Origin of the sequence: Rhodococcus sp. WB9, from assembly GCF_007558985.1 — a bacterium.
Lineage (GTDB): Bacteria > Actinomycetota > Actinomycetes > Mycobacteriales > Mycobacteriaceae > Rhodococcus_F > Rhodococcus_F opacus.
Genome location: NZ_CP041769.1, coordinates 1,539,542 through 1,556,692 on the forward strand (window position 1 = coordinate 1,539,542; position 17,151 = coordinate 1,556,692).

Genomic DNA, 17,151 nt, shown 5'->3' on the forward strand with positions numbered 1-17,151 from the left:
ACTCCTCAACCACTCACGGGCCGCGGAGCCGCCTACAGCTCCGCGCGGACCAGCTTCGCCGCGTCGACGAGGTTCCGCAGCGACGCCTCGACCTCGGCGGGACCACGGGTCTTCAGACCGCAGTCGGGGTTGACCCACAGCCGTTCCACCGGCACCGCCTTCAGCGCCTCCCGCAGCGACGCCGCGATCTCCTCGACACCGGGCACCCGCGGCGAGTGGATGTCGTACACGCCCGGGCCGACGCCGAGATCGAAGCCGACGGCGTTGAGGTCGTCGAGGACCTCCATGTGCGAGCGCGCGGCCTCGATGGAGGTGACGTCGGCGTCGAGCCTCGCGATGGCCTCGATGACCTCACCGAACTCCGAATAGCAGAGGTGGGTGTGGATCTGCGTCGAGTCCGAGACCCCGGACGTCGCGAGACGGAACGCCCCGACCGACCAGTCGAGGTACGCCGGCTGAGCCGCGGCCCGCAGGGGCAGCAGTTCGCGCAACGCGGGCTCGTCCACCTGGACGATCCGGATGCCCGCGCCCTGCAGGTCCACCGTTTCGTCGCGGATGGCCAGCGCCACCTGGTTGGCCGAGTCGGCCAACGGCTGGTCGTCGCGCACGAACGACCACGCCAGGATCGTCACCGGACCGGTGAGCATGCCCTTCACCGGACGCTGCGTGAGTGACTGCGCGTACGTGATCCATTCGACCGTCATCGGGTGGCTGCGGCGCACGTCGCCGTACAGGATCGGCGGGCGGACGCAGCGGCTGCCGTACGACTGCACCCAGCCGTTGTCCGTCGCGAAGAACCCGTCCAACTGTTCGGCGAAGTACTGCACCATGTCGTTGCGTTCCGGTTCGCCGTGCACCAGCACGTCGAGGTCCAGCTTCTCCTGCAGCGCAACCACATCGGCGACCTCGGCGCGCATCCGGTTCAGGTACTCGGACTCGTCGATCTCACCCTTGCGCCGCGCCGCGCGCGCGACCCGGATCTGCGTCGTCTGCGGGTAGGAGCCGATGGTGGTGGTCGGCAGCACCGGAAGCGACAGCGCCGACTGGGCTTCCCGACGTTCCGCGGCGGGACTGCGCCCCGGATCGGACGCGGTGAGCGCGTCCAGCCGGGCACGGACCGTGGCGTCGTGCAGACGCCTGTCGGTGCTGCGGGTGGACGCCGCCGCGCGGGCGAGCGCGAACTCGTCCTCGACGGATTCACGACCGCTGGTCAGTGCGGTGCCGAGGGTGACGACCTCGCGGACCTTCTCGGTACCGAACGCCAGCCACGACCGCAGCGCCTTGTCGAGTCCGGTCTCCGCGTCGAGCGTGTACGGGACGTGCAGCAGCGAGCACGACGTCGAGACGGCGAGCGAACCGGTGCTGCCCAGCAGGGTGCCGAGCGACGCCAGTGCCGCGTCCAGGTCGGTGCGCCAAATGTTGCGTCCGTCGACGACGCCGGCGACGACGTGCTTGCGGGTCAGATCGGGAACGGTGGCGAGAGTGTCGGATCCGGCGACCAGATCGATCGCAATTCCCTCGACACCGGTCGAGGCGATGGCGGGGAGTGCGTCACCGAGGCTGCCGAAGTAGGACGCGAGGAGGATCGCCGGCCGCGACGGTGCCGCGGACAACCGGTCGTAGGCACGCTTGGCCGCCGCGATCTCTTCCGGTGTGCGGTCGGCGACCAGCGCGGGTTCGTCGATTTGCACCCACTCGGCGCCGGCGTCGGCGAGCCGACCGAGCAGGTCCGCGTACAGCGGGACCAGTTCGTCGAGGCGGTCGAGGAGGGGTACCTCCGAGCCGACGGCCTTCGACAGCAGCAGGAACGTCACCGGACCCACCACCACCGGGCGGGCCGGAATGTCCAGGGCACGTGCCTCTTCGAGTTCGCGGAGCACCTTCGACGGGTCGAGGGCGAACGTCGTCGATGGGGAGATCTCGGGCACCAGGTAGTGGTAGTTGGTGTCGAACCACTTGGTCATCTCGAGCGGGGCGATCGTGTGGTTGCCGCGGGCGGCGGCGAAGTAGCGGTCGAGGTCGCTCTCGATGCCGGCGACACGGTCGGGCAGGGCGCCGAGCATCGCCGCGGTGTCCAGCACATGGTCGTAGTACGAGAACGTGTTGACGGGAACGGAGTCGAGCCCGGCGTCGCGCAATCTCGTCCAGGTCCGGCGTCGCAGATCCTGGGCGAGCGCGTCGAGCCCTTCGGCGTCGAGGCGGCCGGTCCAGTACGACTCGACGGCCTTCTTCAGTTCGCGATTCGGACCGATGCGAGGTGAGCCCAGCACGGTCGCGGTGAAAGAAAATGTCACGGTATCTCCAGTTGCGTACGCGGTACGGCTACCGCCGGCAAACGGGTACACCTCTCGAGCCCAGGGACCTGCTGCAGCGCGAGAAGGTCTACACGCCCAATCCACGAGGCGGTAACCGTCGGGCACGGCGTGCCCGACACAGTCGGCAGGTCTTCGGACTTGCAGGCAGCCGGTGTGACATCACACCGGACCTAGTGGCCGTCGCTTCCCAGGCGGTTGCCCAGTGCATGGTGACGGCGGTCGTTCCTGCTCACCGCTGCGGGACAGTCCCGGATTCTCACCGGGTTCCCTCTCACACGCGGACTCCGGAGAGGCCGACGTGCTTCGACGCCAGGTGCGGTCTTCGGGGCTCCTCACGACCGTGCCGGGCGAACCAGCTGCACCGGCCAGCATAGGCCTCCGGCCCGTGCGCCTTCTTGGTAGCCCCAACTACCAAAAAGGGGCTCTACTGCTGTGATCGTGGGTGGTAGCTGGGCATCGTAGGGGCGCACGCCGTTGTCCCAGTAGCGTTCTGGCTTGTCTAGGGTCAGTCGGCTACATGTGTGGGAGAACGGCGTGCGCGAAGCCAGGATATGGCGTCAGGTGTTGGGTGTCGAAAAGACGGTGATCGAGCACGTTGATTTCGATGCCACGGCCGTGGCGGTGATCGTCGCGGTCCGGCCGCAGGCCCGGGCCCGGTCCCGGTGCGGGCTGTGCGGTCGCCGTAGCCCCGGCTACGACGGCGGCACCGGGCGGCGGCGATGGCGCGGCCCGGACTGCGGCCTGGTCCGCACCTTTATCGAGGCCGACGCCCCACGGGTGTCCTGCCGCGAACACGGGGTCACGGTGGCCGCTGTGCCCTGGGCCCGGCACCGCGCCGGGCACACCCACGCGTTCGACCAGACGGTGGCGTGGCTGGCCACGCACACCTCGAAGGCCGCGACCTGCGAGGTGACGCGCACCGCCTGGCGCACGGTCGGGGCGATCGTGGACCGGGTGTGGGCCGACACCGCACCCGCCCGGGACCCGCTGGCCGGGCTGCGTCGGATCGGGATCGACGAGATCTCCTACAAGAAGGGCCACAAGTATCTGACGGTCGTCGTCGACCACGACTCCGGCCGGCTGGTGTGGGCCGCCCCCGGCCGCGACGCGGCCACCCTGTCCGGGTTCTTCGACCGGCTCGGGCCCGAACGCTGCGCGAAAATCACCCACGTCACCTCGGACGCGGCCGGGTGGATCGGATCGGTGGTGGCCCGGTACTGCCCGGATGCGATCCGCTGCGCGGACCCGTTCCACGTGGTCGCCTGGGCCACCGAAGCCCTCGACGCGGTCCGCCGGGCCGCGTGGAACCGGGCCCGGGCCACCGAGAACGCCTCCCGCGGCGGCGGCTGGAAACCACGCCGCCGCCCGAAGGCCGGACCAGCTCAAACGGTGAAACGCAGCCGGTGGGCGTTGCTGAAGAACCCGGACACCCTCACCACCGGGCAGCAGGCGACGCTACGGTGGATCGAACTGCACGACCCGGTGCTGCACCGCGCCTACCTACTCAAGGAAACCTTGCGGTTGATCTTCCAACTCCCGGCCGAGAACGCCGCCACCGAACTCGATCGATGGATCGGCTGGGCGAGACGGTCCCGGATCCCGGCCTTTGTCGCGTTGCAGAAAAGCATCCGCGCCCACAAACCCGCCATCCTCGCCGCCATCGAACACGGCCTGTCCAACGGGCGCATCGAATCGGTCAACACCAAAATCCGCCTCATCACCCGACGCGGATTCGGGTTCCACACCCCCGAGGCCGTCATCGCACTCGCGATGCTCAGCCTCGGGGGCGCTCGACCACAACTACCCGGCCGAACCCACCCACGAATGAGTCAGTAGAGCCCAAAAAGGCGCACGAGCCCGGAGGGCCTACAGCCAGCCGTTCGACTCCGCGGCGCGGACGGCCTCGGCGCGGGTGCTGGCGCCGGTCTTGCCGATCGCCGAAGACAGGTGATTGCGTACCGTGCCTGCCGACAGGAACAGTGCGGCAGCGATCGAGGCGACCGGCGCACCGTCCCGCGCCGCCCGCAGCACGTCGGTCTCCCGGTCGGTGAGCGGTGATTCCCCGCTGACGAGACTGTCGGCGGCGAGAGCCGGGTCGACGACGCGCAGTCCGGCATGGACGCGCCGGACGGCGTCGGCGAGCTGCCGGGCCGGGGTGTCCTTCACGACGAACCCCGATGCACCGGCCTGCAGTGCCTTGCGCAGGTACCCGGGACGACCGAACGTCGTCACGATCAGGACGCGGGTCTGCGGCATCTCGGTCCGCAGTGCCGTGGCCGCGGCGATTCCGTCCAGGCCGGGCATTTCGACGTCGAGGAGCGCGACGTCGGGGGAGTGCTCGCGCGCCGCCGCGACGACCTCGTCGCCGCGCCCGACCTCCGCGACGACCGTGAGGTCCGCCTCCAGGTCGAGCAGGGCGGCGAGGGCACCGCGGACGAGTGCCTGATCGTCGGCGAGCAGCAGCCGGATCGTCACGGGGCCTCTTCCTTCAGCACGTGCAACGAGAACCCGCCGGGTTGCGGATGGGTGATGACGACCCGGGCTCCGGCGGCGGCGGCGCGCTCCCGAAGGCCCACCAGCCCGTTCCCGTGCACGGATTCACGACACCCGGCGCCGTCGTCGACGACGGTGACCTCGCGTTCGCCCACCGTCACCGAGCAGTGCGTTGCGCCGCTGTGCCGGACCACGTTCGTGACACCCTCCCGGACGGTCCACGCGAACAACTCGCGCAGTCCGGTGGGCACCGACTCGGTGCTGTTGGGCAGCTCCGCCTCGATTCCGGCCGACCGCAACGCTTCCCCGGCCCGGGCGATCTCCACCGGAAGCGACAGCCCCCGGATTCCCTGCACGGCCTGCCGGACGTCCGCGAGCGCGTCGCGGGAAAGGCGTTCCAGGTCTGCCACTTCCGTGCGGGCCCGGTCGATGTCGATGTCGAGGAGCCGGCCCACGAGTTCGGCCTTGACGGTGATGACGGTGAGGGAGTGCCCCAGGATGTCGTGGAGGTCGCGGGCCATCCGGGTGCGTTCCTCCTGCACCGCGAGCCGTTCGCTCGCTTCCCGTTCCCGGACCAGTTCGATGTTGCGGTTGATCAGCTTGGTCACCCCGAACATCGCGAACGCTGCCGCGCACACGCCCAGCGAGAGCCCGGTGCCGGACCCCCAGTCCAGCACCGTGGAGATCACTTCCACGAGAACTGCGACGGTCAGGGCGGTGATCCCGCCGAGCCACGCGGGGAACAGCATGACCGCGGAGACGGCGAGGAAGACGCCGGCGGACAGCCCCGACGACCCGACGGCGACCACCATGACGGCTGCTAGTACTACAGTCGCGTTTATTTTGATCTTGTCGGTGTGTCGGCGCAGGTTCCGGCAGTCGCAGGATGCATGGTCCGTGTGTGGGCGATGATGTGTGCGTGGCGCATGTGCAGGAGTGGGCGGAGGGGCTGGCGGAGATCGATGCGTTGATCGGGCATCGTTTCGCCAGGTCCGAGCCCCGCAAGCATGCGGTGGAATACGTGCAGGGGCTGCTCTCGGGTGAGGAACGGAAGAATTCGTGGACCCTGTCCGAGCGTGCGGGCGATCGGTTGCCGGACGGGATGCAGCGACTGCTCTCGACGGCGGACTGGGATCCCGACGCGGTCCGCGACGACGTCCGCGATTATGTGGTCGATCATCTTGCGGATCCGTCCGGTGTGTTGATTCTCGACGAGACCGGGTTCTTGAAGAAGGGCACCCGCTCGGCCGGGGTGGCCCGCCAGTACTCGGGGACCGCGGGCAGGATCGAGAACTGCCAGATCGGGGTGTTCTTGACCTATGCCACTGCGGTGGGTCGAACGTTGATCGACCGAGAGTTGTACCTGCCCAAAGCCTGGACCGATGACCGTGACCGCTGTGCGCGGGCCGGGATCCCCGCCGAGCGTGAGTTCGCGACCAAACCCGAGCTGGCGATCGCGATGCTCGAACGTGCCGTCGCCGCGGGCGTGCCGGCACGGTGGGTCACCGGAGATGCCGTGTACGGGCAGGTGTACCAGCTCCGTGCCCGGTGCGAAGAGCTCGGATTGTCCTATGTGCTCGCTACTTCGGTGAACCAACGCGTCATCACCGTCGACGGCGCCGAACTGCGGGCCGACGAGGCGATCGCGGCGTTGCCTGCCCAGGCCTGGCGAACCCGCTCGGCCGGCGAAGGCAGCAAAGGTGTCCGGCTCTACGACTGGGCGCGCACCCCGATCCGCGGGCTGAACTGGCCGACGACGGTGTACTGGCTCCTGGCCCGTCGCAGTCGCACCGACCCGGCGGATCTGGCGTACTACCTGTGCCACTGCCCGGCGCGCACCACCTTGACCGAATTGGTCACCGTCGCCGGAACCCGGTGGGCGATAGAGGAAACCTTCCAGACCGCGAAGGGCCAGACGGGCCTCGATCACTACCAGGTTCGGCAGTACGCGGGCTGGTACCGGCACATCACCCTCTCGATGCTCGCGCACACCTTCCTCACCGTCACCCGGTCAAAAAGGGGGCCCGAGAACCCGGCGACGACAGCGAGTTGATCGCACTGAGCGTGCCGGAGATCCGACGGTTGCTCTGCCAACTGATCTGGACGTATCTACCCGATCCCCGGCACGTCCTCGCCCGCTCCCACTGGCGCCGCCGCCATCAACACCGAGCCCGGCAAAGCCACTACCGAGCCCGAGGACACCTGCCCTAAACGCGACTGTAGTACTAGCCCGAACAACGCCACCACGAGCGGTACCGCCTGGTTCAGCGGTGGCCGAAACTCGTTGTGCGCGCGCCGGGTATGCGACCACCGGAACATCGCAAGGTACGTCACCGCGAATGCCAGCGTGGCGATCATCCCGATCCAGCCCCGGACCTGATCGCGGGCGGCCCACCCGTCGAGGAACGGCTGGAACAGGAAGACCGTCCACGCGGCGGCGAAAATGAATCCGAAACGGCCCCATCGCCTGGTCACGACGGGGCCGTCGGGGGTGGTCACGGCAGTCACGATACCGCCGTCACACTCGCTCGGTGTCGCGCTGGAAACGCCACGCCGCACCGCCGACGAAGATCGCCAGCCACACCGCGACGTTGAGGAGCCACGTCCACTGCATCGCCTCACCGGTGAGCGGTGCGTGCACCAGCTGACTCAGCCCGTACGTGGGCATGAACTGCGCGATCGACGCCCACACCGAACCGCCCTGAAGCGGCATGAACAGCCCGCCCGCGAAGCCGAGCACGGCGAGCCCGGGGCCGAGGATCTGCATGACGTTCTCGCTCGGCAGCAGGTACCCCATGAACAGGCCGAACGCGGCGAACACTGCGGATCCGAGCCAGGTGATCAGGGCCGTCGCGAACCACAGGGACGTGTCCATCCGGACGGACGTGAACGCGCCCACGAGGTAGACGACGCCGACGGCCCCGAGCCCGAGCATCATCGCGACGAGCACCTTGACGAAGATGTAGACCCCGGGGGACAAGGGGGTGAGCCGCAACTGCCGGCTCCATCCCGACGCCCGTTCCACCGACACCGTCGCGCCGCCGCTCGTCGTCGCGATCATCGCGCCGTACAGCGCCATGCTGATCATCACGTACGCCGAGACGTTCCCGTTGCCCGCGCTCTCACCCGAGTAGCTGGGGTTCAGGCCGAAGATGAGGAAGAAGACGACCGGCATGACGAGAGTGATGATCATCGTGCGCCGATTGCGCAGCAGCCGGCGCAGTTCGAGTCCGAGGAGGGTGGTGTTGAGGCCGCCGAGCGGGGGAACGCGGCGGGGTGCGGCGAGGGTGGTCATCAGTTCGATCCTTCCGTGGCGGAGTCGTCGGAGGTGAGCGCGATGAACGCGTCTTCGAGTCCTCGGGAGACGATTTCGAGGTCGCAGGCCGGTGTCTGCGTGAGGAGGTGGCGGGCCACGGCGTCGGTGTCCGTCGAGTGGACGAGGACGCTGTCACCGCGCACCTCGATGCTGTCGGCGCCGGGAATCGCGAACAGCTGTTCCCTGTCGGCGCCCGGGAAGTGGGCGCGCACCGTGCGTCCCGAGGCCAATGCCTTCACCTCGGCAGCGGTGCCGTCGGCCACCACTTTTCCCTTGCGCACCAACACGATCCGGTCGGCGTAGGCGTCGGCCTCCTCGAGATAGTGCGTCGCGAAGACGACGGTCCGGCCGCTGTCCGCGTCGGCGCGGATCGCCGACCAGAAGTCCCGCCTGCCCTCGACGTCCATGCCCGTGGTCGGCTCGTCGAGGATCAGCAGCTCGGGATCGGAGAGCAGTGCCATCGCGAACCGCAGTCGCTGCTGCTGACCTCCGGAACACTTGCCCACCAACCGGTTTGCGAGATCGGCGATGCCGGCCCGGGTGAGGACCTCGTCGACCGGCCGCGTGTCGGCGAACAGGCTCGCGGTGAGCCGGACGGTCTCCTCGACGGTCAGTTCCTTCAGCAGGCCGCCCGTCTGCATGACCGCCGAGACCAGACCCTTCGCGATCGCGGTGCGCGGATCGGTGCCGAAGACGGACACCTCACCGGCTGTGGGGCGGGACAATCCGAGGACCATGTCGACGGTGGTGGTCTTGCCGGCGCCGTTGGGGCCGAGGAACGCGACGATCTCGCCGGGCCGGATCTCGAGGTCCAGGCCCCGGACGGCGTGAACGTCACCGAAGTGCTTGTGGACGCCTCGCAGGCTGACTGCCGGAGCCGGCGACGCGGAGGCCTTCGTGGAGGTGTGGAGCGCTGTCGATGTCATGCAATCAGCGTGCGATCCCGACCGTCGCCGACCCCCACACGTCCGTCACGACCTCACCGTGACAAATGTCAGGGGCCAGGGGTAGGTGTGGCGCCGATCGGGGGCAGCCGTTACTGTGGGCGCCATGCAGCGCGCATATTTCTGGTTTAGCAGGCCGGCCCCGGGTGGGCCGGTCGGCGTAACCACGCGCTGACTTCTTCCACCCCAGAGCCGGATTACAGACCGGCTCGCGGGAATCTCCACAGTCTTCGAGGGCCGGCCTGAGAACAGGAACCCGAACCCATGACTGTCACCCTCGACACCACTACCAGCACTGATCGGCTGGACGACCAGCGCACCGTGAGCATCAGCCCGCTGGTGGCCCCGTCTGTCGTGCGCCGCGAACACGCCCCTGACGACGTCGCGTCCGCGACCGTGCGCTCCGGCCGCGCCGACACGGTGAACGTGCTGAACGGCGACGATGATCGACTGCTCGTCGTGGTGGGCCCGTGCTCGGTGCACGACCCGGACGCCGCCATGGACTACGCCCGCAGACTCGCCGCGAAGGCCGAGGAATTGCGCGACGACCTGCACATCGTGATGCGGGTCTACTTCGAGAAGCCGCGCACCACCCTCGGCTGGAAGGGTCTGCTCAACGACCCGCACCTGGACGGCACGTTCGACATCGACACCGGGATCCGCATGGGCCGCAAGCTGCTGCTCGACGTGTCCTCGCTCGGCCTGCCGGTCGGCTGCGAGTTCCTCGACCCGATCATGCCGCAGTACATCGCGGACCTCGTCACGTACGGCGCGATCGGTGCCCGCACCGCCGCCAGCCAGGTGCACCGCCAGCTGTGCAGCGCGCTGTCGATGCCGGTCGGGATCAAGAACTCGACGGAGGGGGACGTGCAGGTGGCGGTCGACGGCACCCGCGCCGCCGCGGCGAGCCACGTGTTCCCCGGCACCGACCTCGACGGGCAGGCCGCGCTGATCCGCACGGTCGGTAACCCCGACTGCCACGTCATCCTCCGCGGGGGCAGCGACGGACCGAACTACGACGCGGAGACGGTGGCGGACACGCTCGCCCGGCTGCGCAAGGGCGGTCTGCCGGAGCGGGTCGTCATCGATGCCAGCCACGGCAACAGCAGCAAGAACCACGAGAAGCAGGTCGACGTGCTGAACGACATCGCGGTGCGGCTCGAGGAAGGCGAGAAGGGGATCGTCGGTGTGATGGTGGAGAGCTTCATCGAAGCCGGTCGTCAGGACCTCACGCTCGGGAAGGCCGAGGACCTCACGTACGGCCAGTCCATCACCGACGCGTGCATCGACTGGAACACGACGGCGGCGCAGCTGGACCGTCTCGCGCAGGCAGTGGCCGCACGTCGGAAGTGATCACCGCACGCCTCTCGTGCGGAACTGCACGCTGATCCGCGGTCCGAGCGGGCGGGTGCTCTTCGGTACGCAATGCTCCCAGGTGCGCTGGCAGGAACCACCCATCACCAGCAGGTCACCGTGGCCGAGCGAGTACCGGATCGAGTGCCCGCCGCCGCGCGGACGCAGCAGCAGCGGACGCGCGGCGCCGAGCGAGAGGATGGCGACCATGGTGTCTTCGGTGCGGCTCCGGCCGGTGTCGTCGCCGTGCCAGGCGACGCTGTCGGAGCCGTTGCGGTAGAAGCAGAGTCCGGAAGTGGCGAACGTCTCGCCCAGTTCGGGCAGGTAATGCGTGCTCAGGGCGTCGCGTGCCGCGACCAGCAGCGGGTCGGGGAGCGGCTCACCCTCCGGGTAGAACCGGAGGAGGCGCGGGACGTCGACCACCCGGTCGTACATCTGGCGCCGCTCCGCCTTCCACGGCACCGTCTCCGCGAGCGTGGTGAACAGCTCGTCGGAACCGGTCAGCCACCCCGGCCGCACGTCGACCCACGCTCCCGCCGTGAGCATGCGACGCTGCACCGTCGACCCGAGCGCGCCCAGATCGACACCGAACGACGCGTCGTCGAACAGTGAGGCCTGGAGCGCATGCCGCGCATCCGCGGAAGTCATGCCGCCATGCTACCCGATATTCGAACGTATGTTCTTATCGTTGTCGGGGCGGGAAGTACGCCGTCGCTCGGAGAGAAACCACGCGACCGCGCCCAGGAGCGGGACGGTCCAGACGGCGACGAACCAGAGTGCGCCGCGGAGGACACCTGGTCTCGCCAGGACTATCGAGAGGGTCGCCGACATCGAGATCGCGAACGCCATTCCGATGGTGAAGAGCGTGAGCAAGGAGAGGACGAGGAACGTGCCGAAGCCCGGCATGCAGTCCATGTTCTCCCGCGCGCATTCGCTGAGGCCGGCTTCGGCGAATGCGCTCATGGAACCGAGCGCAGTGACCTCCGCGCAGACGCACCCGATCTCTGTAGCCGCACTACTTTTCGGGCCCTAGAAGTGCGGCTGCGAAGAAGGGGTGCGTCTGTGCAAGGACGCGTTTGACGACAGAAGTTACCGCGGCACGGCAGGCTCGCGGTCGTCGCCGGTGTCGACGGTCGCCTTCTGCCTGCTCGGCCACCAGAAGGCGCGACGTTCGAGTGCCGACAGGCTCGGTACCAGCATCGGGGCCATCGCGAAGGCGGCGATGGCGACACCGATCGCGACACCGAAGCCGAGTTCGGCGAGGTTGGCCAGTCCGGTGAGGGTCAGGGAAGCAAAGGTCAGCGCCAGGATCAGACCGGCGGCGGCCACCGTGGGAGCGTCGTTGGAGACGGCGATCCGCGCGGACTCACGCGGGGTGTACCCGTTGCGGAATTCCTCTCGCAGTCGCGAGGCCAGCAGGATGTTGTAGTCGGTGCCGATCGCGACGACGAACAGGTACAGCACGATCGGAATCGAGAAGTCGATCCCGTCGTAGCCGAGGCCGTGCAGGAACAGGAGCACCACGGCGCCGAGCGTGGCGACGAACGTGAGGGCGACGCACACCAGCAGGTTGAGCGGGGCCGGCACTGCGAGCAGAAGCAGGGCGAGAATCAGCGCGATGGCGACTGCGGCGACGGGGAACACGAGGCGCGTATCCGCCGCGAGTTGCGCGCGGACGTCGACGAACGTGGATGTCTGCCCTCCCACAACGACTTCCGAGCCGGGGACCGCTCCGTGGGCGGCGTCGCGGATCGGTCCCTCGACGAGGTCGAGGGACGCGTTCGAGTAGGGGTCGTCGGCGAGTACGACGTTGACGAGCGCGGCTCGACCGTCCTGACTGGGTCGCGGCGGGGCGACCGAGGACACTCCCGGCACCTGCGTGAGAGCGGTGACGAGCGGGGTCAGCGACGCGGGATCCAGCGGTCCGGGAGCCACGACGTACACCTGCGTCGGGCTCAGCGCACCCGCGGGGAAGGATTGATCGAGGGTGTCGAAGGCCTGCTGTGACGGCGTGTCGGAGGGCAGTTCCCCCAGCGTGTTGTACGTCGACTTGTAGCCGGACGCGAAGGAGGCGAGCGCGATCAACACGACGCCGATCGCGACGGCGAACACCGCTGGCCGGCGCCCGATCGCGGCGCCGATCGAGGCGAACGGGGTGTGGGGGCTGTCGTGCCCCGGTCCGAGCGGCCAGAACAGGTGGCGGCCCAGCACGGTGAACACGGCGGGGATGAGCGTCAACGCCGTCACCAGCATGACGGCCACGGCGACGATGAGTCCCGGCGCGAGCGTGGTGAGCGAGCCGAGTTTCGCCAGTAGCAGGGCGGCGAACGCGACGATGACCGTGAGCGCCGACGACGCCACGACGCGCCCGACGACGTCGGTGGAGAACACGAGGGCCTCTCGATGGGTGTCGGTGGTGGACCCTGCCGCGGCCTGCTGCCGGAGACGTTCGCGATAGCGGAACAGCAGGAAGACGATGTAGTCGGTGCCGACACCGAAGAGGACGACCACGAGTATGGATTGCAGCGATGTGCTGACCTGGAAGTCGAACAGATCGGCGAGCACGGCGGTCAGTCCGGTGACCACCGACAGCACCACACCGATCACGACAACCGGCAGCACGGCGATGACGGGGCTGCGAAAGATCAGGCCGAGCAGGGTGAGGATGACGATCACTGTGGCGATCGTGATGACCTTGTCGGCGTTGTCGTAGGCGGCGGTGGTGTCGACCTGAATGGCCGCGTTCCCGGTCAGCCCGCTCACCAGGCCGGTGCCGTTCAGTTGCTGCTCGGCGTCGCCCCGGATGACCGGCACGGCGTCGTTGACCTGGTCGTCGCCGGGTTGTCCGTCGAACACCACCTGCAGTGCGGCGGCCTTCCCGTCGGCGGACAGCGACGCAGGCGACCCCTGCACGCTCACGACTCCCGGGATCGCCGAATTCTGCAGCGTGGTCGCGAGATTCAGTGCCGTCTGCTGGTCGGCGGGTGACAGCGGGGCGGCGTCGGCGCGGACCACCACCAGGCTGCCGGTGGCGCCCGACAGGCTCGGGAAGTATTCGTTGCCGACGGCCTGCGCCTCGGAGGACTCGAATGAACTGGGCAGGAACGTCTGCTGGTTGCCGGTGGTGTAGTCGTCGAGACTCGGTGCGAACAGGATGACGGCTATTGCCGCGACCACCCAGGTCGCGATGACGTGCCACGGGTGTGCGACGACAGTGCGCGCGATGTAGGCAAACATCATTCCCCGTTCCGGGAGATGAAGGTTCGGCCGGCGCCCGGCCGGGCGGTCGAACCGTGCCCAGTCATCGTCGCATGCAGGACGGCGCGAAGGCTACGGGTTTCGCGGCATCGACAGACCGCGGCCCCGCTCCGACGTCAGGGAGCGGGGCCGCGGTACGTCATGGTGCTCGTTACCGCAAGGGGGTGAAATCCCGGCTACCGAGGTAGTCGGGGCGCGGTGCGGGCGCCGAGAACGGATTCGTCAGGGTGTTCTCGACACTGTTGAACACGATGAAGAGGTTGGAACGCGCGAACGGCGTGATGTTGCCGTTCGAACCGTGCATGCAGTTGGAATCGAACACGGTGGCGGAGCCGGCCGGTCCGGTCATCATGTCGATGCCGTACTCGTTCGCCATCCGGGTGAGCGTCGGCTGATCGGGCGACCCCGTGGGTGGAACGTAGCTGACCAGCGATTCCTTGTAGTAGTCCTCGGGGGTCTCGCCGGCGCACGACACGAACGCGCGGTGAGATCCGGGCATGATCATCAGCCCGCCGTTGTGCCCGTAGTTCTCGGTGAGCGCGATCGAGATACTCGCGGCGCGAGGAGTGGGCATGCCGTCCTCGGCGTGCCAGGTCTCGAAGTCGGAGTGCCAGTAGAACGGGCCGCCGGAGAAACCGGGCTTGAAATTGAGTCGCGACTGGTGGACGTAGACGTCCGAACCGAGGATCTGCCGGGCGATACCCACCACCTCGGGGCGGCGGATGATCTCGTCGACGACGTCGCTGAGACGGTGGACGTCGAACACGGAACGGACGGCGCCGTCGCCGTTCTCCCGCACGACCCGGCCGTCGCCGCGCAGCGTATCGGTCTCGGCGAGGCGGGTCATCTCGTCGACCAGGTTGAACACGTCGCGTGGCGGGATGATCGACTCGGCGGAGTGATATCCGCGTTTGTCGTAGACGGCAATCTGATTCGCGGTGAGCGGACCGGAGCGGGTATCACCCCGTTTCTGGTCCGACCAGGTGACCGGGTCCTGGCGGACGGTCATCGTGCACTCGTTGCGGTCCCTCGTGGGGTAGTTGTCGGCTACGGCCGTACGCATAACTCGTGTTTCACCCTTTCGGATTGGACAACGCTTTACTCGTTCGACGTTCCCACTGGTCGTCGACGAATGCAACCCGGACACAGGTCCACCGAGGCCGGACTGGACCGCGACGGCGCGTCGCCGCGGTGGGATCGTCACGGGCATGATCGATTCGGCGGCGGTACTCGGAGTGGCGGCGATCGCCCTCGGTATGGTTCTCACACCGGGACCGAACATGGTGTATCTGGTCTCGCGCAGCATCACTCAGGGCAGGGTGGCGGGGCTGGTCTCGCTGGCTGGGGTCGCTCTGGGATTCCTGTGCTATCTGGCTGCTGCGACACTGGGTATTTCGGCGGTGTTCTCCGTCGTACCGCAGGCGTACACCGCGCTGAAGCTGGCGGGCGCGTGCTATCTGGGCTGGCTGGCGTGGAAGGCGTTGCGGCCGGGCGGGCACACGCCGTTCGCTCCGTCCCGGGCGCTGCCCCGGGATTCGTCCGCCCGGCTGTTCCTGATGGGCCTCACGACCAACCTGCTCAATCCGAAGATCGCGGTGATGTACCTGGCGCTGATCCCGCAGTTCGTCCATCCCGGCGCCGGGCCGGTGTGGTTGCAGAGCCTGCTGCTGGGCACTGTGCAGATCGTGGTGGCGCTCACCGTGAACGCGCTGATCGTCTGCGTCGCAGGAGCTGTCGCGGCGTTCCTGTCCGGACGCCCGGTGTGGCTGCGTGCGCAGAAGTTCGTGATGGGAAGCGTCCTCGGCGGCCTCGCCGTTCACCTCGCCCTCGACCGGACGCGGCCCGCGATGGTCTGAACCGGCATTGGCCTGAATCATGCACACCTGAGCATGTTTCGCGGGTACCGTCGGGAGCGACGACGACGAAGGGTGAGAGATGGCCGGGACCATGCGGGCGCAGCGATTCCACGCGGACACGAAAACCATTGCTGTGGAGGATGTTCCGATTCCGGAACCCGGTCCCGGTGAGGTGCTCGTCAAAGTGGAGTTCTGCGGCATCTGCCATTCCGACCTGAGCCTGATCGACGGCACGTTCCCCGCGCTGCTGCCCGAGGTGACGCAGGGCCACGAGGCGTCGGGCACCATCGCGAAACTCGGTGCCGGAGTGACCGGCTGGTCCGAGGGAGACCGCGTCGTGCCGTCCGCGGGCAGGCCCTGCTTGGGGTGCCGCAACTGTCGCCGCGGGGACCTCACGAACTGCCTGAACATCCAGCTGATGGCGTTCGCCTACGACGGCGCGTGGGCCGAGTACACGGTGGCGCAGGCGGGGGGACTGACCCGCATCCCGGACAACGTTCCGTTCGAGCAGGCGGCCATCCTCGCCGACGCGGTGTCGACGCCGTTCGGCGCGGTTGTGCGCACCGGCAAGGTGGTGGTCGGGGAGACCGTCGGCGTGTGGGGTGTGGGCGGAGTCGGCACCCACATCGTGCAGCTGGCACGCCTTGTCGGCGCTGTCCCCGTGATCGCGTTCGACATCAATCCCGCTGTGCGGGAACGTGCCCTGGAGCTCGGGGCCGATTACGCATTCGACTCCCGGGACGAGAACCTGAAAGAGAAGGTCGCCGACGCGACGGGCGGCCGGATGCTCGACGTCGCGTTCGACGCGGCCGGACTGACAGTGACGTTCGAGCAGGCACTCGACTGCCTGACGGTGGGAGGCCGACTCGTCGCGGTCGGGCTGAGCGCCCAGGAGGCCTCGGTGGGCACCACCGCGCAGTTCGGACTGTCCCAGAAGCAGGTACTCGGCCACCTCGGCTACAAGAACGTGGACATCGAAACCCTCGCCGAACTGGTGTCCCGTGGCCGCCTCCACCTGTCACGGTCGATCAGCGAGATCGTCCCGCTCGAAGACGTCGCAAAGGGCATCGAGAAGCTCGCGAACCACGAGGGAGACCCCATCCGGATCCTCGTCAAACCCTGACCCGGCAGGTCCCGGACGCGGCTCACCGGGACCTGTCGGTGCCCCGCTGTACCGTCGGGCCATGGGATATGAATTTCAAGTCACAGTGGACTCGGAGAACCCGCATACCCTGGCCAAATGGTGGGCGCAGGCGCTCGGCTGGGAGGTGGAGCCGAGCAACGAGGAGTTCATCCGCGGGCTCGTCCAGGCCGGCCACGCGCAGGAGTCCGACACCATGGAGTTCGAGGGTGTCCTGGTCTGGCGGGAGGGCCAGGCCATCCGCGATCCGGAGCACCCGGAGCGCCCGCGCGTGCTGTTCCAGCTGGTTCCCGAACGGAAGACGGTGAAGAACCGGCTCCACCTGGACATCAGGGTCGGCGACGCCCGCTACGAGGTCGCCGAGAAGCTGGAGCAGTCCGGCGCCACCGTGCTGCATCGCGGCCGCCAGGGACCGAGCGAGTGGGTCACGATGGCAGACCCCGAGGGCAACGAGTTCTGCGTCAGCTGACGCGCT

At 68.3% G+C, this 17,151-nt stretch carries 16 protein-coding genes and 1 riboswitch; of the genes, 6 read left to right on the top strand and 10 right to left on the bottom strand.

Annotated elements, in window-relative coordinates:
• Positions 1 to 32 precede the first annotated feature (32 nt).
• On the bottom strand, positions 33 to 2,294 hold the full coding sequence (gene metE / locus FND50_RS07380) for a 5-methyltetrahydropteroyltriglutamate--homocysteine S-methyltransferase (RefSeq protein WP_144285299.1): 2,262 nt from the start codon (positions 2,292 to 2,294) through the stop codon (positions 33 to 35).
• Positions 2,295 to 2,420: 126 nt separating this feature from the next.
• Positions 2,421 to 2,628: riboswitch (cobalamin riboswitch) on the bottom strand.
• Positions 2,629 to 2,849: 221 nt separating this feature from the next.
• Here metE and FND50_RS07385 point away from each other — a divergent pair.
• Positions 2,850 to 4,151 (top strand): ISL3 family transposase, encoded by a 1,302-nt coding sequence (locus FND50_RS07385; protein ID WP_144285300.1) that lies wholly within the window; start codon positions 2,850 to 2,852, stop codon positions 4,149 to 4,151.
• Between the two features lie 30 nt (positions 4,152 to 4,181).
• Here the strand turns inward: FND50_RS07385 and FND50_RS07390 are convergent, their stop codons facing one another.
• Positions 4,182 to 4,790 carry a response regulator transcription factor gene (locus FND50_RS07390; RefSeq protein ID WP_005255215.1) on the bottom strand — a complete coding sequence of 203 codons (609 nt, stop codon included), beginning with the start codon at positions 4,788 to 4,790 and terminating at the stop codon, positions 4,182 to 4,184.
• Positions 4,787 to 5,620, bottom strand: a complete 834-nt coding sequence (locus tag FND50_RS07395; protein WP_260850932.1) for a sensor histidine kinase — start codon at positions 5,618 to 5,620, stop codon at positions 4,787 to 4,789. Before FND50_RS07395 ends, FND50_RS07390 begins: the two co-directional genes overlap by 4 nt.
• Positions 5,621 to 5,694: 74 nt before the next feature.
• On the opposite strand from FND50_RS07395, the gene FND50_RS07400 reads away from it, so the two are divergent.
• The gene (locus FND50_RS07400) at positions 5,695 to 6,861 is read left to right on the top strand and encodes an IS701 family transposase (protein ID WP_397493507.1); all 1,167 of its coding nucleotides are present in this window, start codon (positions 5,695 to 5,697) and stop codon (positions 6,859 to 6,861) included.
• 56 nt (positions 6,862 to 6,917) lie between these two features.
• On the opposite strand, the gene FND50_RS07405 is transcribed toward FND50_RS07400, so the two are convergent.
• From FND50_RS07405 to FND50_RS07415, 3 genes are read right to left on the bottom strand one after another with little or no spacing between them, the layout of a single operon-like run.
• The gene (locus FND50_RS07405) at positions 6,918 to 7,307 is read right to left on the bottom strand and encodes a hypothetical protein (protein WP_260850933.1); all 390 of its coding nucleotides are present in this window, start codon (positions 7,305 to 7,307) and stop codon (positions 6,918 to 6,920) included.
• A gap of 19 nt (positions 7,308 to 7,326) precedes the next feature.
• Positions 7,327 to 8,103, bottom strand: a complete 777-nt coding sequence (locus FND50_RS07410; protein ID WP_144285301.1) for an ABC transporter permease — start codon at positions 8,101 to 8,103, stop codon at positions 7,327 to 7,329.
• Complete coding sequence (locus FND50_RS07415) at positions 8,103 to 9,050, bottom strand: ABC transporter ATP-binding protein (protein ID WP_144285302.1); 948 nt, start codon at positions 9,048 to 9,050, stop codon at positions 8,103 to 8,105. The genes FND50_RS07410 and FND50_RS07415 overlap by 1 nt, the downstream gene beginning before the upstream one ends.
• Positions 9,051 to 9,332: 282 nt before the next feature.
• On the opposite strand from FND50_RS07415, the gene FND50_RS07420 reads away from it, so the two are divergent.
• Entirely contained in the window at positions 9,333 to 10,421 is a 1,089-nt protein-coding gene (locus FND50_RS07420) for a 3-deoxy-7-phosphoheptulonate synthase (RefSeq protein WP_144285303.1), read from the top strand.
• Here the strand turns inward: FND50_RS07420 and FND50_RS07425 are convergent, their stop codons facing one another.
• From FND50_RS07425 to thpD, 4 genes are all read right to left on the bottom strand, one after another.
• On the bottom strand, positions 10,422 to 11,069 hold the full coding sequence (locus FND50_RS07425; RefSeq protein ID WP_144285304.1) for an alpha-ketoglutarate-dependent dioxygenase AlkB: 648 nt from the start codon (positions 11,067 to 11,069) through the stop codon (positions 10,422 to 10,424). It lies immediately after the preceding gene.
• A 9-nt stretch (positions 11,070 to 11,078) separates the two neighbouring features.
• On the bottom strand, positions 11,079 to 11,384 hold the full coding sequence (locus FND50_RS07430; protein WP_144285305.1) for a hypothetical protein: 306 nt from the start codon (positions 11,382 to 11,384) through the stop codon (positions 11,079 to 11,081).
• A 126-nt stretch (positions 11,385 to 11,510) separates the two neighbouring features.
• Entirely contained in the window at positions 11,511 to 13,661 is a 2,151-nt protein-coding gene (locus tag FND50_RS07435; protein WP_144285306.1) for an MMPL family transporter, read from the bottom strand.
• Positions 13,662 to 13,830: 169 nt separating this feature from the next.
• Positions 13,831 to 14,742 (bottom strand): ectoine hydroxylase, encoded by a 912-nt coding sequence (gene thpD / locus FND50_RS07440; RefSeq protein WP_144285307.1) that lies wholly within the window; start codon positions 14,740 to 14,742, stop codon positions 13,831 to 13,833.
• Between the two features lie 145 nt (positions 14,743 to 14,887).
• Here thpD and FND50_RS07445 point away from each other — a divergent pair, with 145 nt between their 5' ends.
• From FND50_RS07445 to FND50_RS07455, 3 genes are all read left to right on the top strand, one after another.
• The gene (locus tag FND50_RS07445; protein WP_144285308.1) at positions 14,888 to 15,535 is read left to right on the top strand and encodes a LysE family translocator; all 648 of its coding nucleotides are present in this window, start codon (positions 14,888 to 14,890) and stop codon (positions 15,533 to 15,535) included.
• 79 nt (positions 15,536 to 15,614) lie between these two features.
• On the top strand, positions 15,615 to 16,658 hold the full coding sequence (locus tag FND50_RS07450) for a zinc-binding dehydrogenase (RefSeq protein ID WP_144285309.1): 1,044 nt from the start codon (positions 15,615 to 15,617) through the stop codon (positions 16,656 to 16,658).
• A gap of 61 nt (positions 16,659 to 16,719) precedes the next feature.
• Positions 16,720 to 17,145 (top strand): VOC family protein, encoded by a 426-nt coding sequence (locus FND50_RS07455; protein ID WP_144285310.1) that lies wholly within the window; start codon positions 16,720 to 16,722, stop codon positions 17,143 to 17,145.
• Positions 17,146 to 17,151 lie beyond the last annotated feature (6 nt).

Excerpts from the sequence above, each read along its gene's own strand:
- FND50_RS07395 (WP_260850932.1), bottom strand. The coding sequence starts at position 5,620 with ATGGTGGTCGCCGTCGGGTCGTCGGGGCTGTCCGCCGGCGTCTTCCTC.
- FND50_RS07400 (WP_397493507.1), top strand. The coding sequence starts at position 5,695 with ATGCATGGTCCGTGTGTGGGCGATGATGTGTGCGTGGCGCATGTGCAG.
- FND50_RS07410 (WP_144285301.1), bottom strand. The coding sequence starts at position 8,103 with ATGACCACCCTCGCCGCACCCCGCCGCGTTCCCCCGCTCGGCGGCCTC.
- FND50_RS07415 (WP_144285302.1), bottom strand. The coding sequence starts at position 9,050 with ATGACATCGACAGCGCTCCACACCTCCACGAAGGCCTCCGCGTCGCCG.
- FND50_RS07420 (WP_144285303.1), top strand. The coding sequence starts at position 9,333 with ATGACTGTCACCCTCGACACCACTACCAGCACTGATCGGCTGGACGAC.
- FND50_RS07425 (WP_144285304.1), bottom strand. The coding sequence starts at position 11,069 with ATGACTTCCGCGGATGCGCGGCATGCGCTCCAGGCCTCACTGTTCGAC.
- FND50_RS07430 (WP_144285305.1), bottom strand. The coding sequence starts at position 11,384 with ATGAGCGCATTCGCCGAAGCCGGCCTCAGCGAATGCGCGCGGGAGAAC.
- FND50_RS07435 (WP_144285306.1), bottom strand. The coding sequence starts at position 13,661 with ATGATGTTTGCCTACATCGCGCGCACTGTCGTCGCACACCCGTGGCAC.
- thpD (WP_144285307.1), bottom strand. The coding sequence starts at position 14,742 with ATGCGTACGGCCGTAGCCGACAACTACCCCACGAGGGACCGCAACGAG.
- FND50_RS07445 (WP_144285308.1), top strand. The coding sequence starts at position 14,888 with ATGATCGATTCGGCGGCGGTACTCGGAGTGGCGGCGATCGCCCTCGGT.
- FND50_RS07450 (WP_144285309.1), top strand. The coding sequence starts at position 15,615 with ATGGCCGGGACCATGCGGGCGCAGCGATTCCACGCGGACACGAAAACC.
- FND50_RS07455 (WP_144285310.1), top strand. The coding sequence starts at position 16,720 with ATGGGATATGAATTTCAAGTCACAGTGGACTCGGAGAACCCGCATACC.